Source organism: Pseudomonas sp. B19(2017), assembly GCF_002113165.1.
Classification (GTDB): domain Bacteria; phylum Pseudomonadota; class Gammaproteobacteria; order Pseudomonadales; family Pseudomonadaceae; genus Aquipseudomonas.
The window spans coordinates 1-23,069 of record NZ_NEJR01000028.1; the positions used below are offsets into that span (position 1 = coordinate 1).

Consider the following 23,069-nt stretch of genomic DNA (forward strand, 5'->3'; position numbering starts at 1 on the left):
TCTTTTTCAAAATGTCAGCGCTGCTGCAGAACTGAAGCCGTACATCTCATGTTTGCTGCGCGACAGCGCAGCCCGGAAGGGCTGGGTGATCTCCCACAGGGACCGCGCCCATTCTGAAATGTGTGGAGACTCTGTGGGAGCGGGCAAGCCCGCGAAGAGGCCGGTGCAGGAGAGCACAAATGAAAACGCCGCAGCCCCTTTCAGGGCCACGGCGTCAGATCAGCCAGGAAGGCAGATCAGGCGAACGGATGGCGCAGCACGATGGTTTCGTTGCGGTCCGGGCCGGTAGAGATGATGTCGATCGGCGCGCCGATCAGCGCTTCGATGCGCTTGATGTAGGCACGAGCGTTGGCTGGCAGTTCTTCCAGGGTTTTCACGCCCAGGGTCGACTCGCTCCAGCCTGGCATCTCTTCGTACACCGGCTCCAGGCCGATGTAGCTGTCGGCGTCGGAAGGCGCGTCGATGACGGCACCATTCTCGTTCTTGTAGCCAACGCAGATGTTGATGGTTTCCAGACCGTCCAGTACGTCCAGCTTGGTCAGGCAGATGCCGGAGATGCTGTTGACGTCGATGGCGCGGCGCAGGATGACGGCATCGAACCAGCCGCAACGGCGGGCACGGCCGGTGGTGGAACCGAACTCATGGCCACGCTTGGCCAGGGTCGCGCCAGTCTCGTCGAACAGTTCGGTCGGGAACGGACCGGAACCTACGCGAGTGGTGTAGGCCTTGGTGATACCGAGGATGTAGTCCAGGTACATCGGGCCAACGCCGGAGCCGGTGGAGATACCGCCAGCGGTGGTGTTGGAGCTGGTGACGTACGGGTAGGTACCGTGGTCGATGTCCAGCAGCGAGCCCTGGGCACCTTCGAACATGATGTCCTTGCCGGCGCGACGCAGGTTGTGCAGCTCGGCGGTGACGTCGAGCATCATCGGCTTGAGCTGTTCGGCGTAGGCCATGCATTCGTCCAGGGTCTGCTGGAAGTCGATGGCCGGCTCTTTGTAGTAGTTCACCAGCTGGAAGTTGTGGTAGTCCAGCAGCTCACCCAGCTTGGCGGCGAAACGCTCGCGATGGAACAGGTCGCCCACGCGCAGGCCGCGGCGTGCGACCTTGTCTTCGTAGGCTGGGCCGATACCACGGCCGGTGGTGCCGATCTTGGCTTCGCCACGGGCTTTTTCGCGGGCCTGGTCCAGGGCAACGTGGTACGACAGGATCAGCGGCGCGGCCGGGCTGATGCGCAGGCGCTCGCGCACCGGTACGCCCTTTTCTTCCAGCTTGGTGATTTCACGCATCAGGGCATCCGGTGCAACGACCACGCCGTTGCCGATCAGGCACTGTACGCCTTCACGCAGGATACCGGACGGAATCAGGTGCAGAACGGTCTTTTCACCGTTGATCACCAGGGTGTGGCCCGCGTTGTGGCCACCCTGGTAGCGCACTACGGCGGCAGCATGTTCGGTCAGCAGATCGACGATCTTGCCTTTGCCCTCATCACCCCACTGGGTGCCCAGGACGACGACATTCTTACCCATTACATTGGTCCTCATTCACGCAAACTTGGTTGCCGGCCTGTTGCCGGCGCAGAAACTCACTGGGCCAGCGGCAGAACCTGCCAGCGCCCGTCTTGCTGAATCAATTGCCGATCACAATCCGCCTCGAGAGCAGCACTCAACGGCTGGCCAGGCAGGGCCTGGACCACACGCTGGCCCTCGTTGCGCAACTGGCAGACTTGCTGCCAGAGGGCCGCGTCGCCACTGTCCGGCATCCAGATGCCGCCAGCTGGCAATACGACCTCCGCTCGCCCCAGTGTGACCAGGGTCTTCAAATCCGTGGAGAAACCGGTAGCCGGGCGGGCCCGGCCAAAGTCGGCGCCGATGTCGTCATAGCGCCCGCCCTGGGCGATCGACTGACCTTCGCCCGGCACGAACACGGCGAACACCACGCCGGTGTGATAGTGGTAACCGCGCAGCTCGCCGAGGTCGAAGTACAGCGGCAGGTCCGGGAAGCGCGATGCCAGGCGATCGGCGATCGCCAGCAGGTCGTCCAGCGCCGCCAGCACGCTGGCCGGGGCACGGCCCAGGCGCACGCGGGCTTCGGCCAGCACCTCGCGGCCACCGCACAGTTCGACCAGCGCACGCAGCATGTTGCCCAGGTCCTTTGGCAGGTCGGCGGTCAGCACCTGCACTTCATCCACGGCCTTGCGCTGCAGGGCGTCGAACAACTGCTGCTCGACCGCACCGGACAGGCCGGCAGCACGGGCCAGGCCGCGGTAGATACCGACATGGCCGAGGTCCATGTGCACATCCGGCACATCGGTCAGTTGCAGCGTGGCGAGCATCAGGCTGATGACTTCGACATCGCTGGTGGGGCTGGCGTCGCCGTAAAGTTCGGCACCCAGCTGGATCGGGCTGCGCGAGGTGGACAAGGCACGCGGCTGGGCGTGCAGCACGCTGCCGGCATAGCACAGGCGGCTCGGGCCTTCACGGCGCAGGGTGTGGGCGTCGATGCGCGCCACCTGCGGGGTGAAGTCGGCACGGAAGCCCATCAGGCGGCCGGACTGCGGGTCCACTACCTTGAAGGTGCGCTGATCCAGGTCCTGGCCGGCGCCGGTGAGCAGCGACTCCAGGTACTCGATATGCGGGGTGACGACCAGTTCGTAGCCCCAACTCTGGAACAGGTCCAACACCTGGCGGCGCGCGATCTCGATGCGCGCGGCCTCAGGTGGCAGTACTTCCTCGATGCCATCTGGCAGCAGCCAGCGGTCTACCGTTGCCATTACGCCATTTCCCCTCTGGTCCGGGCGGCTTGCCAGCAGGCGAGCCGTCAGTAAAGCCGGTATCGCGCACAGCAGCGGGCAGCACTGATCCCAGCGCAGCCACCGTACCCGACACCCTCGAATTGCCTTGCGACCTGACCAAACCGTCAACTGGCGGTTTGCCAATCAACCTTGCAGACGCAAAAAAGCCGGGAAATTTCCCGGCTGCCTCATCATACACCCCTTTTCATTCAGGATGCACCCCGCCTGGCGTTTTAGCTGCCAGGCGGGGCACCGCCGCATGAAAATCAGGGCCTGAGCATCACGGCTTGCTCTTGTCCAGGAAGCGGAAGAATTCGTTCTTCGGGTCCAGGACCAGCACGTCGCTCTTGCTCGAGAAGCTCTCGCGGTACGCCTGCAGGCTACGATGGAACGCATAGAAATCAGCGTCCTGGCTGTAGGCCTTGGCGTAGATGGCGGCCGCCTGGGCGTCGCCGTCACCGCGGGTTTCTTCTGCTTCACGGTAGGCTTCGGCCAGCAGCACACGCCGCTGACGGTCGGCATCGGCACGGATACCTTCAGCCAGCTCGTTACCCTTGGCGCGGTGCTCGCGGGCTTCACGCTCACGCTCGGTGCTCATGCGGTCGAACACGCTGCGGTTGACTTCCTTCGGCAGGTCGATGGCCTTGACGCGCACGTCGACCACCTCGATACCCAGTTCCTTGGCGGCCATGCGGTTCAGCGATGCAGTGATGTCGGCCATCAGCGCGTCACGTTCACCGGAAACCACCTCGTGCAGGGTACGTTTACCGAACTGGTCACGCAGGCCGCTTTCCAGGCGACGCGACAGACGCTCGTCGGCGATCTGCTTCATGCCGGAGGTAGCGGTGTAGAAGCGTTCGGCATCCTTGACGCGCCACTTGGCGTAGGCGTCGACCATCACCGCTTTCTTCTCCAGGGTCAGGAACCGCTGGGTCGGAGCGTCGAGAGTCATCAGGCGGGCGTCGAACTTGCGCACCTGGTTCACGTACGGAATCTTCACATGCATGCCAGGCTGGACATCCGCCTGGACCACCTTACCGAAGCGCAGCAATACCGCGCGCTCGGTCTGGGACACGATGTAGAAGCTGTTCCAGGCCACGATGGCCAGGACCACGGCGGCGATCAGGGCGATCAGCGATCGGTTGCTCATCAGCGGCTCTCCCTAGTGCGCAGCGGCTGCTGTTGCTGTTGCAGGTCCTGCGCGGCACGGGCGGCCGCATCGTTGACCGATGGCGACACGCTGGCGGTCGGCGCGGACGGGTTGCGGCTGCCTTCGACCATCTTGTCCAGCGGCAGGTAGAGCAGGTTGTTCTGCCCGTCCTTGGTTGCCACCATGACCTTGCTCGAATTGCTGTAGACCTCTTGCATGGTCTCCAGGTACAGGCGCTGACGGGTCACGTCAGGGGCCTTGCGGTACTCGGCGACCAGCTTGGTGAAGCGGTCGGCCTCACCCTTGGCGCGGGCGATGACTTCGTCGCGGTAACCGTTGGCGTCCTCGATGATGCGCTGCGCCTGACCACGGGCTTCCGGCACCACGCCATTGGCGTAGGACTCGGCCTGGTTGCGGGCACGCTGCTCGTCTTCGCGGGCGCGGATCACGTCGTCGAAGGCTTCCTGCACTTCACGCGGGGCTGCCGCGCTCTGTACGTTGACCTGGGTGACAGTGATACCGGTGCGGTAGGTGTCGAGGAAGCGCTGCAGGCGCTCGCGGATATCCACGGCCATCTGCTCACGGCCTTCGGTCAGCACCTGGTCCATCGAGGTGGAACCCACCACGTGGCGCAGGGCGCTGTCGGTCGCGTGCTGCAGGCTGACCTCAGGCTGGTCGACGTTGAGCACGAAGTCCTGCAGGTTGCTGATCTTGTACTGGACGGTCAGCGGTACCTCGACGATGTTCTCGTCTTCGGTCAGCATCTGGCCCTGTTTGGTATAGGCACGCTCGCGCGTGACGTTCTCCATGTACTTGCGGTCGATCGGCGGGAAGTAGATGTTCAGGCCGGGACCGACCGTCTCGTAGTACTTGCCGAAGCGCAGCACCACGGCCTGCTCCTGCTCATCGACCACGTACACGGCGCTGTACAGCCAGATCGCGGCCAGTACCGCCAGGCCGATGCCCAGCAGGCCCAGGCCACCGCCCTTGCCGACATTGCGGTCACCGCCGCCACGTTTCTTGCCACTGCCGAACATGCCGTTCAGGCTGTCCTGCAATTTGCGGAAGGCCTCGTCCAGGTCCGGTGGACCTTTCTTGTCACCACCGCCGCCGCCGCCATTCCGGCGACCGCCCCAGGGATCCTGATTGTTCGAGTTGCCACCCGGCTCGTTCCAAGCCATAGCGCTCTCCATCTGATAAAGCAAAGACGCGCCCACGGCGCGCCGTCCAATGCTACAGAATGCCTGTCACTGCTGCCCGGCGACCTCGACGAGCATTTATTGCAAAGTGTGTTGCTCGACAAACACTTGCGGCTCCATGCCTTCGCGACTGACCAGGCGATTCAGTTCGACCATGGGCAGTCGCACGCTCAGCAGGCTGCGCCCTTCTTCATCATGCGCTTCACTCTGCACGGCACCCAGGGCAAAGAATTGCGCGCGCAAGCGGGCAAAACGCTGCTCCAGACACAGGGTACCGACAAACAGATCATTCCCCAGCAACTCGGCAATCGCCTGGCCGACCAGCTCCAGGCCACGCCCATCGCGTGCCGATACCCAGACCCGTTCCGGCTTGCCATCGGCATTGCGCTGGATCTGCGGCTCGACATCTTCGAGCAGGTCGAGTTTGTTATACACCTCGAGGATCGGCAACCCTTCGGCACCAATCTCGCCCAACACCGCCAGCACCTGCTCGATCTGCTCCATGCGCTCCGGCTCATGGGCGTCGATCACATGCAGCAGCAAGTCGGAGTTGCTCGACTCTTCGAGCGTAGCCCGAAATGCCTCGACCAGCTTGTGCGGCAGGTGGCGAATGAAGCCCACGGTGTCGGCCAGCACGATCGGCCCCAGGTCGTTCAGCTCGAGCCGGCGCAGGGTCGGGTCGAGGGTGGCGAACAGCTGGTCCGCGGCATACACCTCGGATTCGGTCAGGGCGTTGAACAGCGTGGACTTGCCGGCGTTGGTATAACCCACCAGCGACACCGACGGGATATCCGCGCGCTTGCGCCCGCGGCGCGCCTGCTCGCGCTGGCTGCGCACCTTCTCCAGGCGTGACTTGATCTGGCGAATACGCACCCGCAACAGGCGGCGGTCGGTTTCCAGCTGGGTTTCACCCGGGCCACGCAGGCCGATACCACCCTTTTGACGCTCAAGGTGGGTCCAGCCGCGCACCAGCCGCGTGCTCATGTGCTCGAGCTGGGCCAGTTCGACCTGCAGCTTGCCTTCATGGGTACGCGCCCTTTGGGCGAAGATATCGAGAATCAGCCCGGTACGGTCGAGCACACGACACTCGAACACTCGTTCGAGGTTGCGCTCCTGACTGGGCGTGAGGGTGTGATTGAAAATCACCAGGTCTACCTGTTCGGCATGGACCAGGTCGTGCAACTCTTCGACCTTGCCACTGCCAATCAGGTATTTGGCGGAAGGCTGATGCCTTGCCACCGTGACCAGCGAGACGATGTCGGCACCGGCCGACAATGCCAGCTCCTGAAACTCCTGCGGGTCTTCGCGCGCCTCAGGGTTCTGACCTTCCAAGTGAACGAGCAACGCCCGCTCACCACCACCGTGGCGCTCAAAGAACAATGCAGGCTCCTATCAGGCGTTGCCTGGCTCGCTGTCGCCGTGCTCGGAATCGGACGGGCTTGGCAGGCGAACCGGACGGGCAGGTACCACGGTCGAGATGGCGTGTTTGTAGACCATCTGGCTGACGGTGTTTTTCAGCAGTACCACGAACTGGTCGAAGGACTCGATCGAACCCTGCAGTTTGATGCCGTTGACCAGATAGATGGATACCGGAACCTTTTCTTTTCTCAAGGTGTTCAAGTAAGGGTCTTGTAGCGAATGCCCTTTTGACATATGCCGCACTCCTGTAAGGATAAATAATAGAAAATCAAGAAAATCGATAAATTAGGCCGCCCCTTCGCAAGAATAGACGGCAATCAGCAGGGACTCAGCTCAATATGGAGATGGCCCCAAGGTATTTCAAGGTGCGGGACAGATTGTCGCAGGCCAGGCTGTCAAGCCAGTGCACTTCAGGCCAGCCACGCAACCAGGTGAACTGCCGCTTGGCCAGCTGCCTGGTGGCAATGATACCGCGCTCACGCATCTCATTCTCAGTCAGCTTGCCGTCGAGGTAGTCCCAGACCTGCCGATACCCCACTGCCCGTATAGACGGCAGCCCGGCGTGCAAGTCACTTCTGGCTCGCAGCGATCGGACCTCGTCGACGAAGCCCTGTTCCAGCATCTGTGAAAATCGTAACGCAATTCGATCATGCAAAATGTGACGATCTGTAGGAGCAATCGCCAAACTCGCGACAGTATAGGGCAAATGCCCGCCGGCGCCTGCGTCTGCGCCGCGACTTTCCGCGAATTGACGTTGACGATGTGCGGTCATGCTCTCGCCACTCACCCGATACACCTCCAGCGCCCGGATCAGCCGCTGTGGGTCGTTGGGGTGGATACGCGCCGCCGACTCGGGGTCGACCTCGGCCAACTGGCGATGCAACTCGGCCAGGCCCAGGGCTTCGGCCTGGGCCTCAAGCTCGGCACGCACTGCGGCATCGGCCGCCGGCATGTCTGCCAGGCCATCGGTCAATGCCTTGTAATAGAGCATGGTGCCGCCCACCAGTAGCGGGATCTTGCCGCGTGCGGTGATCTCGGCCATGGCCTCCAGGGCATCGGCACGGAACTGCGCAGCCGAATAGCTTTCGGCCGGGTCGCGAATGTCGATCAACCGGTGCGGGTGGGCGGCGAGGATTTCTTTCGACGGCTTGGCCGAACCGATGTCCATACCGCGGTAGACCAGCGCCGAATCGACGCTGATCAGCTCGCACGGCAGTACTTTGGTCAGTTCGATGGCCAGATCGGTCTTGCCGGCCGCTGTAGGGCCCATCAGGAATATTGCAGGGGGCTTGCCGCTCATTTCATCGACCGCGCAGGAAGAGTTTGTCCAGGTCGTCCAGGCCCATCTGGGTCCAGGTAGGGCGACCATGGTTGCACTGGCCGCTGCGCTCGGTGTTCTCCATGTCACGCAGCAGGGCGTTCATCTCGGGGATCGCCAGGCGCCGGTTGGCGCGCACCGCGCCGTGGCAGGCCATGGTGCCGAGCAGCTCGTTGAGATGCGCCTGGATACGGTCGCTGGTGCCGTATTCCATCAGGTCGGCGAGTACATCCTGCACCAGCCGGTTGGCCTCGGCCTGCTTGAGCAAAGCCGGGATCTGGCGGATGGCCAAGGTCTCGGGGCCCAGGCGCTGCAGTTCGAAACCCAGCCGCTGGAACCACTGCGCGTGCTCCTCGGCGCAGTCTGCCTCACGCTGGCTCAAGGCCAGGGTCTCCGGCACCAGCAGCGGCTGCCCGCTGAGGCCTTCGCTGGCCATGGCCACTTTCAGGCGCTCGTACATGATGCGCTCGTGTGCGGCATGCATGTCTACCAGCACCAGGCCGACGGCGTTTTCAGCCAGGATGTAGATGCCCTTGAGCTGCGCCAGCGCGTAGCCCAGCGGGGGAATGTCACCCTGGCTTTCAGGCAGCGCCGTGGTCGGCGCCGCGCCTTCTTCCAGCGGCTTGTAAAACTCGCGATACACCGCCTGTGCCTCGGCGGCCGGCAGCGGCTGAGAGGGGCGCGGGGTGTACTGATACTGGTAACCCGCACCACTGCCCCCACCGGAAAACGACTGCTGCGGGGCACGCGGCTGCTCGAGCACCGGCGAGGCCAGGCGCATTTCGCCCTGGGGGCCGAACTCACCAGCCTGCTGGCCCGTGGCGCGAACCACTTCGGGCACGGCAGCTGGCGCCGCCAACTGGTCTTCCGGGCGCACATCGGCCAGGGCGCGATGCAGGGTGCCATAGAGGAAGTCGTGCACCGAGCGCCCCTCGCGGAAACGCACTTCGTGCTTGGTCGGGTGCACGTTGACGTCGACGCCGTTGGGCTCCAGTTCCAGGAACAGCACGAAGGTCGGGTGCCGGCCATTGAACAACACGTCGCGGTAGGCCTGGCGCACGGCGTGGGCGACCAGCTTGTCGCGCACCGCACGGCCGTTGACGAAGAAATACTGCAGGTCTGCCTGGCTGCGAGAGAAGGTGGGCAGGCCGACCCAGCCCCACAGGCGCAGGCCGTTGCGCTCAACGTCGATCGGCAGCGCCTGCTCCATGAAGCCCGGGCCACAGATGGCGCCCACTCGCCGCGCACGGGCAGTTTCATCGTGGGCCTCGTGCAGGCTGAGGATGCTCTTGCCGTTGTGGCGCAGGTGGAAGCCGACATCGAAGCGCGCCAGCGCCAGACGCCGGATCACTTCCTGCAGGTGATCGAATTCGGTTTTCTCGGCCTTGAGGAACTTGCGTCGGGCCGGGGTGTTGAAGAACAGGTCGCGCACTTCCACCGAAGTACCCACCGGGTGCGCCGCCGGCTGTACCCGTGGGGTCATGTCGCGGCCTTCGGTTTCCACCTGCCAGGCCTCGGTTGCGCTAGCGGTACGCGAGGTCAGGGTCAGCCGCGCCACCGAGCTGATCGAGGCCAGGGCCTCACCACGGAAGCCCAGGCTCAATACCCCTTCGAGGTCTTCCAGCTCGCGGATCTTGCTGGTGGCGTGACGGGCCAGCGCCAGCGGCAGGTCGTCGGCGGAAATGCCGCTGCCATCGTCACGCACTCGCAGCAGCTTGACTCCGCCCTGTTCCACTTCCACGTCGATACGCCGGGCGCCGGAGTCCAGGCTGTTCTCCAGCAGCTCCTTGGCGACAGAGGCCGGCCGCTCGACAACCTCGCCGGCGGCAATCTGGTTGGCCAGCCGCGGGCTGAGCAGCTGGATGCGCGAACCACCACTCATTGCGAAGCCAATGTGGTAGCAGGGATATCGAGGCGCTGGCCAACCTTGAGCTCATCGGACTTGAGGTTGTTGGTGCTGCGCAGGCTGGCCGCGCTGACCTGGTAGCGCACGGCGAGCATCGCCAGGGTTTCGCCAGGGCGCACCGTGTGTTCACGCGGGCCAGCGGCGATCTTGCCGGTGTCGCGTAGCCAGGCGATGTAGGTGCCAGGCGGCGGGTTCTGCTGGAAGTACTGGCGCACACCGGTGTGGATCGAACGGGCCAGGGCCTGCTGATGGCTGGCAGTGGCCAGCTTGGCGGCTTCGTTGTTGTTCGAGATGAATCCGGTTTCAACAAGGATCGACGGGATATCAGGCGACTTCAGCACCATGAAGCCGGCCTGTTCTACCCGCTGCTTGTGCAACGAGGTAATGCGGCCCATGTTGCCCAGCACCTTCTGCCCGACATTGAGGCTGGAGCTGAGCGTGGCGGTCATCGACAGGTCGAGGAGCACGCCGGCCAGCATGCGGTCCTTGTCGTCGAGGCTGACGTTACCGGCACCACCGATCAGGTCGGAACGGTTTTCCGTGTCGGCCAGCCAGCGCGCTGTCTCGGAGGTGGCGCCGCGGTCGGACAGGGCGAACACCGAGGCGCCAAAGGCGGCGCGCGATGGCGCGGCATCGGCGTGGATCGAGATGAACAGGTCGGCGCCCTTCTTGCGGGCGATTTCCGTGCGTTTGCGCAGCGGGATGAAGTAGTCGCCGGTACGGGTCAACTCGGCCCGGAAGCCTTTTTCGCTGTTGATCTGACGCTGCAGTTCCTTGGCGATCTGCAGCACGATGTCTTTTTCATGCTGGCCACGCGAGCCGGACGCACCCGGGTCTTCACCGCCGTGGCCGGCATCGATGGCAACCACGATGTCACGCTTGCCGCTGGGCACCGGTGGCAGCTTGATGGCAGGCTGGGCCGGTGTCACCGGCACTGCCGGCGTGGTTGCAGGCGTTGGCACCGGGGCAGGGGCCGGAGTCGGCGCGCTGGCGGCGATGGCGTCAGCCTCCTGGTCGTACAGGTCGACCACCAGGCGATTGCCATACTGGGCATTGGGCGCCAGGGTAAAGCTTTTCGGGGTGACCGACTTTTTCAGGTCGACCACCACGCGCAGGTCGGTCGGGGTACGCTGGGCCGAACGCACGCTGCTGATCGGCGTATTGGAGGTAGCCACGTTCAGCGGCGCGGCCAAGGTCGCGCCATTGATGTCGATAACCAGGCGATCAGGCGCGCTCAGGGTGAAGACGCTGTGCTGCACGGGGCCAGAAAGGTCGAAGACCAGCCGCGTGTTGTCGGGCGCGCGCCACAGGCGCATGCTCTTGACTTGAGTGACGGCCAGAGCGTCAACGGTCACCGTTGTCAGCAGCAGCCCAACGATGGCGACCAGTGCGCGTATGCGCATACCTACCCCACTTACTGTTTATAGTGTTCGGCCAGTGCCACGCACCAGGCCTCGCCGCGAGCCCCCTGCGGCGAAAGGATCAGCGAGCGTCCGCCCGCTTGGGGGCTTATGGTAATGGTCAGGTCGGGCTTTGGCAAAACGCCCGCACCCTTTTGTGGCCACTCGAACAGGCACAGCGGGTCGCCCTCGAAATAGTCACGAATGCCCATGAACTCCAGCTCTTCCGGATCGACCAGGCGATACAGGTCGAAATGGAACGCCCGCACCTCACCGATTTCGTAAGGCTCGACCACCGTGAAGGTCGGGCTTTTCACTGCACCAGTATGGCCCAGGCCACGAATCAGGCCACGCGACAGCGTGGTTTTACCCGCGCCCAGGTCACCTTCCAGAAAAATCACGCCGTGACCGCCGGTCACCTCGGCCAGTTGTGCGCCGAATTTGACCGTGGCCGCTTCATCGGCCAGAAACAGGTTTATGCCAGACACGCAGAATGCTCCTCCAACAACTCACGAATGACCGGCGCCAGATCGCTGGCAGCCAGGCCTCTACCCTTTACACCCAGACGCTCGCCCGCACAGGCGTGCAGCCATACCCCCAGGCCTGCGGCATGCCAGGCATCTAGGCCTTGGGCCAGCAGCGCCGCCAGCACGCCGGTCAGCACATCACCCAGGCCAGCACCTGCCATGGCCGGGTGACCACGTTCGCACAGCAGCAGCTGCCCGGCCGGGTCGGCTACCAGCGTGCCGGCCCCCTTCAGTACGCAGACGCTGTTGTAACGGCGCGCCAGCTTGCGTGCAGCGCCCGGGCGGTCCGCCTGCACCGCCTCGGTGGAAATGCCCAGCAACCGCGCCGCCTCCCCCGGGTGCGGGGTAAGGATGCTGCCACTGGGCAGGGCCAGCGGGGTACGCGCCAGCAGGTTCAGGGCATCGGCGTCCCATACCTGCGGGCGCTCGGCATTGGCCACCGCCGACAGCAGGCTGCGGCCCCAGGCTGCCTGGCCCAGGCCGGGGCCGACCACCAGCACCGAAGCGCGCTCCAGCACGCCCATCAGCTGGTTGGCCGAACTGGCGCCCAGGCACATGACCTCGGGAAGGCGCGCCAGGCTGGCGGTCACGTGTTCGGGCCGGGTCGCCACACTGACCAGCCCCGCGCCACAGCGCAGGGCGGCTTCGGCACTGAGCAGCACGGCGCCACCGGTGCCGAGGTCGCCACCGACTACCAGTACATGGCCGAAGTCGCCTTTATGGGCATGCGCATGACGTGCCGGCAGGTGCGCAACAGTCACGCTGCTGAGTAATTGAGGGGTGTGGCTGGGGTGTTTGGTCTGCGGCATGGGGTCAAAGGCTCCAATGTCTGGCAGAATTATACCCACCTGAGCCCGTATTGCCTTGCCCATCCATGTCCGCCTCAACTCCTGACCTCGCCCAACTGGCCCAATCGATCAAGATTTGGGGCCAGGAACTCGGTTTTGCCCATGTCGGCATCGCCGGGGTCGACCTTGGCGAACACGAACACCACTTGCAGCGCTGGCTCGACGCCGGCTATCAGGGCGAGATGGATTACCTGGGCGCCCACGGCAGCAAACGCGCGCACCCGGAGCAACTGATCCCCGGCACAGTGCGCGTGGTATCGCTGCGCATGGACTACCTGCCCGGCGACACGCAAATGGCGCAGCGCCTGGCACAGCCGGAAAAGGCCTACGTGTCGCGCTACGCCCTGGGCCGCGACTACCACAAACTGGTGCGCAAGCGCGTGCAGTTCCTGGCCGATCGCATTCAGGAAGCCATCGGCCCGTTCGGCTACCGCGCCTTTGTCGACAGTGCTCCAGTGCTGGAAAAGGCCCTGGCCGAGCAGGCCGGGCTGGGCTGGATCGGCAAGAACACCCTGCTGCTCAACCGCAAGGCGGGCAGCTATTTCTTCCTCGCCGAGCTGTTCGTCGACCTGCCATTGCCGGTGGACGACGCCACCACCAGCGAACATTGCGGGCGTTGCCAGGCCTGCCTGGACATCTGCCCGACCCAGGCCTTCGTCGGGCCCTATGTGCTGGATGCACGGCGCTGCATCTCGTACCTGACTATCGAACTGCGCGGGCCGATTCCCGTCGAGTTGCGCGCGAAGATGGGCAACCGGGTGTTCGGTTGCGATGACTGCCAGATCGTCTGCCCCTGGAACCGCTTTGCCAGGCACAGCCAGGAACAGGACTTCCAGCCACGGCACGGGCTGGAGAATGCCGAGCTGGCGGAGATGTTCCTGTGGGATGAAAGGACCTTCTTGCGCAAGACCGAAGGTGGACCGTTGCGCCGGGCCGGCTATGAGCGCTGGTTGCGCAACCTGGCAGTGGGACTTGGCAATGCGCCATCGACAATCCCGGTGATCGAAGCGTTGAAGGCGCGGCGCGAAGATGCCTCGGAACTGGTGAGGGAGCATGTGGAGTGGGCGCTGGTGCAGCACGGCGTTCAATAGCGCCCCGGCCCAAGAGCTTGCGCCACCCTTGTGGGAGCGGGCGTGCCCGCGAATCAGGCAACGCGGTGGATGGCACCGGCTCTGCCGGTGTTCGCGGGCACGCCCGCTCCCACAGGGGGCCAGGTTGCGCCCGCGACGGCGTCACTGCTGGTCGTTGTAGTGGAACTTGGGCATTTCCCAATGGAACCGAATCGCCAGTAACCGCAGCAGGAACCCGCCAAACAAGGTCAGTAACATCGCCTGCTCTGCCGGCACCTTGAAGTACACACAGCCCAAGTAGAACCACGCCGCCGCAAACGACACACTGGCGTACAGCTCGCGGCGGAACACCAAGGGAATATCGTTACAAAAGATGTCCCGCAAGATCCCGCCAAATACCCCGGTGATCACCCCGCTGATCGAGGCTACCAGCATGCCCTGCCCCATCTCCAGTGCAGTCATGCAGCCAATCAGGGTAAAGGCCACCAGCCCCAGGGCATCGAGCACCAGGAACAGCGAGCGCAAGCGGCGCATCATCGGCGCGATGAAGATGGTCAGCAGTGCCGCACAGCTGGTCAGCACCAGGTACTCCGGGTGCTTCACCCAGGTCAGAGGGTAATGTCCGAGCAGCACATCGCGCACCGAGCCGCCACCCAGGGCGGTGACGCAAGCAATCAGCACCACGCCGAACCAGTCCATGCCACGGCGGCCGGCAGATAACGCACCGGTCATGGCTTCGGCGGTGATGGCAATGAGGTAGAGCATCAACAACATGGTGCTGGGTCCGTTCGGGCGTGCGAGAAAGGCGCGCAGTCTAACCAGTTGCCCATGGCACCAAAAGGGGGCGCAGATACAATATCTGCGCCCTTTCGGCTCACACCTTGATGAAGTGCTCGCGATAGTGGCGCAGTTCGGCGATCGATTCGCGGATGTCGTCCAGTGCCAGGTGGGTGTTGCCCTTCTTGAAGCTGTCACGCACGTCAGGCGCCCAGCGTGCGGCCAGCTCCTTCAGGGTCGAGACATCCAGGTTGCGGTAGTGGAAGTAGTTTTCCAGGTTGCGCATGTGGCGGTAGAGGAAGCGGCGGTCCTGGCAGATGCTGTTGCCGCAGATCGGCGATTTGCCTTTCGGCACCCATTGCTCGAGAAACGCAATGGTCTGCGCCTCGGCTTCGGCCATGTCGACCTTGCTCTCGCGTACGCGCTGGGTCAGGCCAGAGGCACCATGGGTGCGGGTGTTCCACTCGTCCATGCGCGCCAGCACTTCGTCACTGTGATGGATGGCGATCACCGGCCCTTCGGCCAGGGTGTTCAGCTCGCTGTCGGTGACGATGGTGGCCATCTCGATGATGACGTCGCTGTCCGGATCCAGGCCAGTCATTTCCAGGTCGATCCAGATCAGGTTCTGTGGGTTTTGCATGCGGGGGCTCCTCGTATAGGCCGTCATAGTAGCGTAGTGGCCAAGGCGCGCCCATTCACGGCACGCAGGTAGGCGAAATGGTCCGGCGCCTGGCGTGCTAAACTGCCTGCCGTTTTCAACCCGCCCCTTGCACGGAACCTTCATGGCCAAACGCCAGCTCAATCGCCGCCAGAACTGGCGCATCGAAAAAATCCAGAACGAGCGCGCCGCGCGTGCGGCCAAACGCGAACAGCACGTACTGCAGGAACTGGAGGGTGGCGACCTGGGGCCGGAGCAGCTGGGCCTGGTGATTGCGCACTTCGGTGTGCAGGTAGAAGTGGAAGCCCAGGACGGCGAGGCCGCGGGCCAGGTATTCCGCTGCCACTTGCGCGCCAACCTGCCGGCGCTGGTTACCGGCGACCGCGTGGTCTGGCGGGCGGGCAACCAGGGCATTGGCGTGATCGTCGCGCAGATGCCGCGCAGCACCGAGCTGTGCCGGCCGAACAACCACGGCCAGCTGAAGCCGGTGGCAGCCAACGTCGACCTGATCGTGATCGTCTTCGCCCCCGCGCCCGAACCGCACCCCAACCTGATCGACCGTTACCTGGTGGCCGCAGAGCACGCTGGCATTCGCCCCCTGTTGCTGCTGAACAAGGCCGACCTGATCAACGACGAGAACGGCCCGGGCCTGCATGCGCTGCTGGAGGTCTATCGCGAGCTGGGCTACCCGCTGCTGGAGGTTTCGGCGCACCACGGAGACGGCATGCAACGCCTGCAGCAGATGCTCGACGGCCACATCAGCGTGTTCGTCGGCCAGTCGGGGGTGGGCAAGTCGTCGCTGGTCAACAGCCTGCTGCCGGACGCCGGCACCCGTGTCGGCGACCTTTCGGAATGGTCTGGCCAGGGTACCCACACCACCACCACCGCGCGGCTGTACCACTTCCCCAATGGTGGCGACCTGATCGACTCGCCGGGCATCCGCGAGTTCGGCCTGGGTCACGTCAGCCGCAGTGATGTGGAGGATGGCTTCATCGAGTTCCGCGACCTGTTCGGCACCTGCCGCTTCCGCGACTGCAAGCATGATCGCGAACCGGGCTGTGCACTGCTCAAGGCGCTGGACGAGGGGCGCATCAAGCCGCAACGGATGAACAGCTACCGCTCGATCATCGCCAGCTTGCCAGAAGACGCTTACTGACCTGCCCGCTCCCGCAGGTACTGCACAAGGCTCAAGGGCCACGCCAATCCTGTGGGAGCGGGCGTGCCCGCGAAGCAGGCAGCACGGTGGTTGGCACGGGCTTCGCCCGTGTTCGCGGGCAAGCCCGCTCCCACAGGTTCCGCGCTTGCTTCAGCTACAGCGCGATCCTGTAGGGTTTACTGTTCCTTGGTCTCATACATCTTCAACGCCCCCTCTTCGAAGATGTTCAGCTTCTGGCGCAGTTCACGCGGCTGCATGGGTGCCTGCTCGGTCCCCGCTGGCGCATCCGGTGCCGCAGCGGCCGGAGGTGCAGGCTCGGCAGGCGGTGCCTCCGGCGTACCCTGCTCACCCTCGATGTTGCGCTGGGCCTTCTTGGTCAGCACGATGATATCGATGCGCCGGTTGACCGGGTTGAACGGGTTCTTGCGGTCGAACAGCGACGACGAGGCATAACCCACCACCCGTGCCACTTGGCCGTCCGGGTAGCCACCGGCCACCAGCGCACGGCGCGCGGCGTTGGCGCGGTTGGCCGACAGCTCCCAATTGCCGAACTCGCCACTGCCGGCATACGGCTTGGCGTCGGTGTGGCCACTGATGCTGATCTTGTTCGGCACGGCCTTGATGGTGTCGGCCATGGCCAGCAGGATGTCCTCGAAGTACGGCTGCAGGCGCGCACTGCCAATGTCGAACATCGGCCGGTTCTCGGCATCCATGATCTGGATGCGCAGGCCGTCCTGGGTGATCTCGAACAGGATCTGGTCCTTGAACTTCTGCAGCTGCGGGTTCTCTTCCACCTTGTTCTGCAGTTCCTGCAGTAGCAACTCCAGGCGCTCGCGCTCGACCTGCTCGGCCATTGTCTCCACCTGGTCCTTGTCCAGCTGGATGCTGGTATCAGGCGTCGGCTCGGACTTGGCTTCGGGGTTGATGGTCTTTTCCGGCGCCAGCTGGGGCGAGCCGCCCAGGTCGATGACGTAGGGCGTGCCGCTTTCCGAAAAGCCTATCGGGTCTTTGAAATAGCCGGCAATGGCGATCTTCTGCTCCGGCGTGGCCGTGGACAAAAGCCACAGCACCAGGAAGAACGCCATCATCGCCGTGGCGAAGTCGGCGAAGGCGATTTTCCAGGCGCCGCCGTGGTGGCCGCCGCCAAAGCGCTTTACGCGCTTGACGATGATGGGCTGATTGTTCTCCATGACTCAGCGACCGCGAACCGCTTGTTCCAGCTCGGCGAAGCTTGGACGGTGCTTGGGGTACAGCACCTTGCGCCCGAACTCGACCGCCAGCGAAGGCGGCATGCCCGAGGCCGAGGCCACCAGCGACGCCTTGATCGATTCGTAGAGGTTCAGCTCTTCCTTGGCATCGTGCTCCAGGCACTTGGCCAACGGGCCGAAGAAGCCGTAGGCCGCCAGAATACCGAAGAAGGTACCCACCAGTGCCGCACCCACATGGAGGCCGATGGAAGCCTGGTCACCATCGCCGAGCGAGGCCATGGTCACCACGATACCCAGTACCGCCGCAACGATACCGAAGCCGGGCATGCCGTCGGCGATGCCGGTCACAGCATGGGAGGGATGCTCCAGCTCTTCCTTCATGCTCAGCAGTTCCATGTCGAACAGGCCCTCGAGCTCGTGCGGGGCCATGTTGCCGGTGGACATGATGCGCAGGTAGTCGCAGACGAACGCGGTCATGCGCTCATCGGCCAGCACCGTCGGGTACTTGGCGAAGATCGGGCTGGCGGCGGCATCCTCGATGTCGGCCTCGATGGCCATCATGCCTTCACGACGGCTTTTGTTGAGGATCTCGTACACCAGGCCCAGCACTTCCAGGTAGAACGCGTGAGTGAAGCGCGAGCCGAACATCTTCATCGACTTCTTGATGACGTGCATGGTCATGTGGCCAGGGTTGGCCTGCAGGAATGCACCAAAGGCCGCACCGCCAATGATCAGTACTTCGAACGGCTGGATCAGCGCTGCGATCTTGCCGTGGGAGAGCACGTATCCGCCGAGCACGCTCGCGAATACGACGATGATGCCGATAATTTTAGCCATAGGTTCAAAGCACTTGCTGTCGTGGTCAGGGGAAGAGGCGGGAGCTTTAAAACTCTTCTTCTACTTATCGGCAGAACTGCGCCAGACTATAGCCACTCATTGCGAAAAGCCAGTTCGGACTGATGTCAAAATGCCAATTGAAACCAAGGTGCCCGCTCAGGCTCCACGTACGCTAGAGGCCTGGGTAAAGCTGCTCGAGAGCGTTCGCATCCCCGTGCCGAAGCACAGCTACGACCGGGTCATGGCCGCCATCCACGATAGCCGCCGCTCGCTTCGCGATATCGCCGAACTGATGCAGGATAGCCCGGCGCTGGTGCTGTCGGTGATGCGCGAAGCCAATCACCCCACCAATGCCAGCCTGGCCGAGCCTGCCGAAAGCCTGGAAGTCGCCCTCAACCGCCTGGGCCTGGAGCGCAGCGAACAGCTGCTCAAACGCCTGCCAGCGGTGCCCGTCGAAGAGATCCCGCCGGTACTGTGCCAGTTCCAGCTGATCAGCCAGCACGCCTCGCAGCAAGCCAGCGGCCTGTTCGCCAGCCGCCTGGCACGGCTGTGGCAGGAGATCCACTGGGGCAGCCTGCTGTTCCTGTCACCGCTCTGGCCGCTGGCGCTGGCCTACCCCAAGCTGCTCGATACCTGGGAGCTGCGGGTTATCCACAAGGGCGAAGACGCCGCCCATGTCGAGGAAGAACTGTTTGGCGTGCGCATCCTGGAACTGTGCCAGACCATGGCAGAGTACTGGCGCCTGCCACAATGGGTGACCCAGGGTTACCGCCTGTTGCTGGAAGAACGCGAACAACTGGCGCAGGTGCTGAATATCGCCCGCGACCAGGACCTGCTCAGCCAGCAACACCGCCTGGACGCCGAACCTGGTCTGCGTCGCTGGTTCAACCAGCCGGCCAACACCGTGCTGCTGGCCAACAACCTGGCCCTGGCGGCACAGGTGGGCTGGGACAACCCCCACCTGCTGCGCTGGCAGTTGCTGACCGCACTGTACCTGCAGACCTCGCTGGAAGACGTGCAGCAACAGGTGCACCAGCAAGCTGCCGCCAGCGCCCGCCGCCATGCCCAGCATGCCCTGTTCCATCCGGCCGAAGCGCTGATCTGGCCCTGGCATCAGCGTCGCCCGCACCCGGACATGCTGGCGCCGCCACCGCCCACCAGCGACGAACTGGCGCGCTGGCGCAAGCTGTGCCAGGACCTTCTGGCCCAGCCCAGCCCGTTCACCAACAGCGTGCACCTGGCCACGCAGGTTATCGAAGCCCTGCTGGCCTCTGGCATGCAGCGCATCCTGCTGCTGAGCCTGGACAAGGCCAACGACCAGCTGCGCGTGCAGCAGATGGCCGGCCTGCCCAAGGAAGCCGGCGCGCTGGTGCTGCCGGTGACGCAGAACAAACTGCTGCAGAAGCTGCTGGGCCAGGCCGGGCAATTGCGCATCACCCCGGAAAACCACAGCCAGTTCTCGGCCCTGCTGCCGGCCCCGCTGCGTGCCTTGTTCCACAGCGAGCACGTACTGCTGCGCTCGCTGGCGGTGAACGGGCAGGTGCTGATGCTGATGGTGGCTGACCAAGGCGGCCGGCCGCTGGCCGATGTCAGCGTGCAAGCCTTCGGCAAGACCGCGCAGTGCACCGAACGGGCGCTGTCGGTGTTTGCCAACCGCAAGGCCTGAGCCTTGCGCTACAATCGCCCCTCTTTCCACATTGGAGACCGTGGATGACTGACTTTTCCGGCCTGCCCCTGGTGATCGAAGCCGCGGACCTGCTGCAACGCCTGGATTCGCCACAGCTGATCCTGGTCGACCTGAGCAGCGCCAACCGCTATGTCAGCGGGCATATCCCCGGGGCACGCTTCGTCGAAGGCAAGCGTACCCAGCTTGGCCAGCCACCCGCGCCCGGCCTGCTGCCGGCCCTTGGCGAGCTGGAAAAACTGTTCAGCGAACTCGGCCACCGCGACGATGCCGTGTATGTAGTGTATGACGATGAAGGCGGCGGCTGGGCCGGGCGCTTCATCTGGCTGCTCGACGTGATCGGCCACCAGCGCTACCACTACCTCAATGGCGGCATCCAGGCCTGGCCGGCCGACAAGCTCTCCACCGAAGTGCCAGCCAATGGCAATACGCCGGTGCACCTGCGCATCGACAGCGCCCCTACCGCCACCCGCGAGTACCTGCAAAGCCGCCTGGGCGCCGACGACCTGGTCATCTGGGACGCCCGTGGCCCGCAGGAATTCAGCGGAGAAAAAGTACTGGCAGCCAAGGGCGGCCACATCCCCGGCGCGATCAACTTCGAGTGGACCGCCGGCATGGACCTCAACGACCACCTGCGCATCCGCCAGGACATCGCCGACGTCCTGCAGAAGCTGGGTATCACCCCCGACAAGGAAGTGATCACCCACTGCCAGACCCACCGCCGCTCCGGTTTCACCTACCTGGTGGCCAAGGCCCTTGGCTACCCGCGCGTCAAGGCCTACGCCGGCTCGTGGAGCGAATGGGGCAACCACCCGGACACGCCTGTAGAAGTTTAAGGAACCTGCATGAAATCCCGTTTGTTCATCATCAGCCAGTACCTGCTGCCGCACCACCTGCTGTCGCGGCTGGCCGGTTGCATCGCCGAGTGCCGCGTGCGCTGGTTCAAGAATGCCTTCACCGCCTGGTTCGCCAAGCGTTACCAGGTCAACATGAGCGAAGCGCTGGTCGAGGACCTGAGCGCCTACGAGCACTTCAATGCATTCTTCACCCGAGCCCTGAAGCCGGGTGCCCGCCCGCTGGACGAGACCCCCGGCGCCATCCTGTGCCCGGCCGACGGTGCCGTCAGCCAGCTTGGCCCGATCGAGCACGGCCGCATCTTCCAGGCCAAGGGCCACGGTTTCAGCGCGCAGGAGCTGCTGGGCGGTGACCCGGCCATGGCCGCGCCATTCATGGGCGGCGAGTTCGCCACCATCTACCTGTCGCCCAAGGACTACCACCGCGTGCACATGCCGCTGGCCGGTACCCTGCGTGAAATGGTCTACGTTCCGGGCCGCCTGTTCTCGGTCAACCAGACCACCGCAGAGAACGTCCCCGAGCTGTTCGCCCGCAACGAGCGCGTGGTCTGCCTGTTCGATACCGAGCGCGGGCCGATGGCCGTGGTGCTGGTTGGCGCAATGATCGTCGCTTCGATCGAAACCGTGTGGGCCGGGCTGGTGACGCCACCCAAGCGTGAACTGAAGACCTTCCGCTACGACGAAGCCAGCCGCGCACCAATCCACCTGGAGAAAGGTGCCGAACTGGGCCGCTTCAAGCTGGGGTCGACTGCTATCGTGCTGTTCGGGCCGGAGCAGGTGAAGTGGGCCGAAACGCTGGGTGCCGGCTCTGCTGTGCGCATGGGGCAGCAGTTGGCGGTGCCTGCGCAGGCTTGAGTGCCTGATAGAACCTGGGGCCGCTTTGCGGCCCTTCGCGGGCACGCCCGCTCCCACAGAGAAGGTCGCGCTTACCCTGTGGGAGCGGGCATGCCCGCGAAGGGCTGCAAAGCAGCCCCAGATTCCCGGATCAGCCGCGCGCGTCGCGGTCTCGCAGCCCCAGCAGGTAAAGCACCCCATCCAGCCCCAGGGTGGAAATCGCCTGCTTGGCCGACTGGCGTACCAGCGGCTTGGCGCGGAACGCCACACCCAGGCCGGCCAGCGACAACATCGGCAGGTCGTTGGCACCGTCACCCACGGCAATGGTCTGCTCCAGCTGCAAACCTTCCTCGCTGGCCAGCTTCTGCAGCAGCTCGGCCTTGCGCTGGGCATCGACGATCGGCTCCACAGCCACACCGGTGACCTTGCCGTCGACCACTTCCAGCTCGTTGGCGAACACATAGTCGATACCCAGGCGCGCCTGCACCTGACGGGCAAAGTAGGTAAACCCACCGGACAGGATCGCCGTCTTGTAACCCAGGCGCTTGAGCTCGGCGAACAGGTTCTCGGCACCCTCGGTCAGGCGCAGCGACGCACCGATCTCGTCCAGTACACCTACATCCAGGCCCTTGAGCAGCGCCATGCGCTCCTTGAAGCTGGCGCGAAAGTCCAGCTCACCGCGCATGGCGCGCTCGGTGATCGCGGCCACCTGCTCACCCACGCCAGCGGCCTTGGCCAGCTCGTCGATGACTTCGGCTTCGATCAGCGTCGAGTCCATGTCGAACACCGCCAGGCGGCGGTTGCGGCGGAACAGGTCGTCCTTCTGGAAGGCGATGTCGACGCTCAGCTCTTCAGCCAGGGCGAAGAAATCGGCACGCAGGGCCTGGGAGTCACTCGGCACACCGCGCACAGAGATCTCGATGGCCGCCTTGCCCTTGTCGGTCTCGGCATCCAGCGCCACACGGGCCGACAGGCGCTCGATACGCTCGATGGTCAGCCCGTACTGGCTGATCACTGCACTCACCCGTTGCAGCTGCTCGGGGGTGATCTTGCGGCTGAGCAGGGTGACGATGTGGCGCGCCTCGCCCTGGCCATCGGCCCAGTGCTGGTAGTCGGCCTCGGAAATCGGCGTGTAGCGGGCTTGCAGGTTCAGTTCGTGGGCCTTGGCCTGCACGCTTTGCAGCAGGGCGGTAGCCACTTCGTTGTCCGGGATATCGACCAGAATGCCGAACGACAAGGTGCCGTGCATGACTGCCAGGCCAATGTCGAGGATGCTCACACCGCCCTGCAGCAGGACGCCGGTGATAGCCGCAGTGAGACCGGGACGGTCCTCACCGGTGATGTTGATCAGGACGATTTCGCGCACAACCTGGCTCCGACTTCGATGAAAAATGCGCATTCTACCGATTTTCCGTGACCGTCGGGCGCCA

At 64.2% G+C, this 23,069-nt stretch carries 21 protein-coding genes; 5 read left to right on the plus strand and 16 right to left on the minus strand.

Features of this window, described 5'->3' with window-relative positions; genetic code table 11:
* Positions 1 to 236 precede the first annotated feature (236 nt).
* The 11 genes from CAF70_RS24875 to CAF70_RS24925 all read right to left on the minus strand — a co-directional run bounded on the left by CAF70_RS24875 (position 237) and on the right by CAF70_RS24925 (position 12,522).
* Complete coding sequence (locus CAF70_RS24875; protein ID WP_063911922.1) at positions 237 to 1,529, minus strand: adenylosuccinate synthase; 1,293 nt, start codon at positions 1,527 to 1,529, stop codon at positions 237 to 239.
* Positions 1,530 to 1,585: 56 nt separating this feature from the next.
* Positions 1,586 to 2,773, minus strand: a complete 1,188-nt coding sequence (locus tag CAF70_RS24880; protein WP_046613321.1) for an ATP phosphoribosyltransferase regulatory subunit — start codon at positions 2,771 to 2,773, stop codon at positions 1,586 to 1,588.
* Positions 2,774 to 3,074: 301 nt separating this feature from the next.
* Complete coding sequence (gene hflC, locus CAF70_RS24885; RefSeq protein ID WP_085627268.1) at positions 3,075 to 3,944, minus strand: protease modulator HflC; 870 nt, start codon at positions 3,942 to 3,944, stop codon at positions 3,075 to 3,077.
* Positions 3,944 to 5,125: an FtsH protease activity modulator HflK gene (gene hflK, locus CAF70_RS24890; protein ID WP_085627269.1), complete on the minus strand. Its 1,182-nt coding sequence runs from the start codon at positions 5,123 to 5,125 to the stop codon at positions 3,944 to 3,946. Before hflK ends, hflC begins: the two co-directional genes overlap by 1 nt.
* Before the next feature lie 96 nt (positions 5,126 to 5,221).
* Positions 5,222 to 6,523 (minus strand): ribosome rescue GTPase HflX, encoded by a 1,302-nt coding sequence (hflX, locus tag CAF70_RS24895; RefSeq protein WP_085627270.1) that lies wholly within the window; start codon positions 6,521 to 6,523, stop codon positions 5,222 to 5,224.
* A 12-nt stretch (positions 6,524 to 6,535) separates the two neighbouring features.
* Positions 6,536 to 6,796 (minus strand): RNA chaperone Hfq, encoded by a 261-nt coding sequence (gene hfq / locus CAF70_RS24900; RefSeq protein WP_003258160.1) that lies wholly within the window; start codon positions 6,794 to 6,796, stop codon positions 6,536 to 6,538.
* A gap of 94 nt (positions 6,797 to 6,890) precedes the next feature.
* Entirely contained in the window at positions 6,891 to 7,862 is a 972-nt protein-coding gene (gene miaA, locus CAF70_RS24905) for a tRNA (adenosine(37)-N6)-dimethylallyltransferase MiaA (protein WP_085627271.1), read from the minus strand.
* A 1-nt stretch (position 7,863) separates the two neighbouring features.
* Positions 7,864 to 9,762: a DNA mismatch repair endonuclease MutL gene (mutL, locus tag CAF70_RS24910; RefSeq protein WP_085627272.1), complete on the minus strand. Its 1,899-nt coding sequence runs from the start codon at positions 9,760 to 9,762 to the stop codon at positions 7,864 to 7,866.
* A complete protein-coding gene (locus CAF70_RS24915; RefSeq protein WP_085627273.1) occupies positions 9,759 to 11,189 on the minus strand; it encodes an N-acetylmuramoyl-L-alanine amidase in 1,431 nt (476 codons plus the stop codon). Before CAF70_RS24915 ends, mutL begins: the two co-directional genes overlap by 4 nt.
* A gap of 11 nt (positions 11,190 to 11,200) precedes the next feature.
* Entirely contained in the window at positions 11,201 to 11,665 is a 465-nt protein-coding gene (gene tsaE, locus CAF70_RS24920) for a tRNA (adenosine(37)-N6)-threonylcarbamoyltransferase complex ATPase subunit type 1 TsaE (RefSeq protein ID WP_371915963.1), read from the minus strand.
* Positions 11,662 to 12,522, minus strand: coding sequence for an NAD(P)H-hydrate dehydratase (locus tag CAF70_RS24925; protein WP_015272010.1), 861 nt, complete (start codon positions 12,520 to 12,522; stop codon positions 11,662 to 11,664). Before CAF70_RS24925 ends, tsaE begins: the two co-directional genes overlap by 4 nt.
* Positions 12,523 to 12,587: 65 nt before the next feature.
* Here CAF70_RS24925 and queG point away from each other — a divergent pair, with 65 nt between their 5' ends.
* Positions 12,588 to 13,652 carry a tRNA epoxyqueuosine(34) reductase QueG gene (gene queG, locus CAF70_RS24930; RefSeq protein WP_085627275.1) on the plus strand — a complete coding sequence of 355 codons (1,065 nt, stop codon included), beginning with the start codon at positions 12,588 to 12,590 and terminating at the stop codon, positions 13,650 to 13,652.
* A 141-nt stretch (positions 13,653 to 13,793) separates the two neighbouring features.
* On the opposite strand, the gene CAF70_RS24935 is transcribed toward queG, so the two are convergent.
* Complete coding sequence (locus CAF70_RS24935; protein ID WP_063911932.1) at positions 13,794 to 14,405, minus strand: trimeric intracellular cation channel family protein; 612 nt, start codon at positions 14,403 to 14,405, stop codon at positions 13,794 to 13,796.
* 100 nt (positions 14,406 to 14,505) lie between these two features.
* Positions 14,506 to 15,048: an oligoribonuclease gene (gene orn, locus CAF70_RS24940; RefSeq protein ID WP_013974443.1), complete on the minus strand. Its 543-nt coding sequence runs from the start codon at positions 15,046 to 15,048 to the stop codon at positions 14,506 to 14,508.
* A 142-nt stretch (positions 15,049 to 15,190) separates the two neighbouring features.
* Here orn and rsgA point away from each other — a divergent pair, with 142 nt between their 5' ends.
* A complete protein-coding gene (gene rsgA / locus CAF70_RS24945) occupies positions 15,191 to 16,222 on the plus strand; it encodes a small ribosomal subunit biogenesis GTPase RsgA (RefSeq protein WP_085627276.1) in 1,032 nt (343 codons plus the stop codon).
* A 176-nt stretch (positions 16,223 to 16,398) separates the two neighbouring features.
* Here the strand turns inward: rsgA and motB are convergent, their stop codons facing one another.
* Positions 16,399 to 17,412, minus strand: coding sequence for a flagellar motor protein MotB (motB, locus tag CAF70_RS24950; protein ID WP_085627277.1), 1,014 nt, complete (start codon positions 17,410 to 17,412; stop codon positions 16,399 to 16,401).
* A 3-nt stretch (positions 17,413 to 17,415) separates the two neighbouring features.
* Complete coding sequence (gene motA / locus CAF70_RS24955; RefSeq protein ID WP_015272014.1) at positions 17,416 to 18,267, minus strand: flagellar motor stator protein MotA; 852 nt, start codon at positions 18,265 to 18,267, stop codon at positions 17,416 to 17,418.
* 130 nt (positions 18,268 to 18,397) lie between these two features.
* Between motA and CAF70_RS24960 the strand changes: the two genes are divergently transcribed.
* Genes CAF70_RS24960 through asd form a run of 3 tightly spaced genes read left to right on the plus strand, consistent with a single transcriptional unit; the run spans position 18,398 to position 21,660 of the window.
* A complete protein-coding gene (locus CAF70_RS24960; protein WP_085627278.1) occupies positions 18,398 to 19,933 on the plus strand; it encodes an HDOD domain-containing protein in 1,536 nt (511 codons plus the stop codon).
* A 44-nt stretch (positions 19,934 to 19,977) separates the two neighbouring features.
* Positions 19,978 to 20,787: a rhodanese-like domain-containing protein gene (locus tag CAF70_RS24965; protein ID WP_085627279.1), complete on the plus strand. Its 810-nt coding sequence runs from the start codon at positions 19,978 to 19,980 to the stop codon at positions 20,785 to 20,787.
* Positions 20,788 to 20,796: 9 nt separating this feature from the next.
* Positions 20,797 to 21,660 carry an archaetidylserine decarboxylase gene (asd, locus tag CAF70_RS24970; protein ID WP_085627280.1) on the plus strand — a complete coding sequence of 288 codons (864 nt, stop codon included), beginning with the start codon at positions 20,797 to 20,799 and terminating at the stop codon, positions 21,658 to 21,660.
* A 130-nt stretch (positions 21,661 to 21,790) separates the two neighbouring features.
* Here asd and serB read toward each other — a convergent pair whose 3' ends face one another.
* Complete coding sequence (gene serB / locus CAF70_RS24975) at positions 21,791 to 23,005, minus strand: phosphoserine phosphatase SerB (RefSeq protein ID WP_085627281.1); 1,215 nt, start codon at positions 23,003 to 23,005, stop codon at positions 21,791 to 21,793.
* Positions 23,006 to 23,069 lie beyond the last annotated feature (64 nt).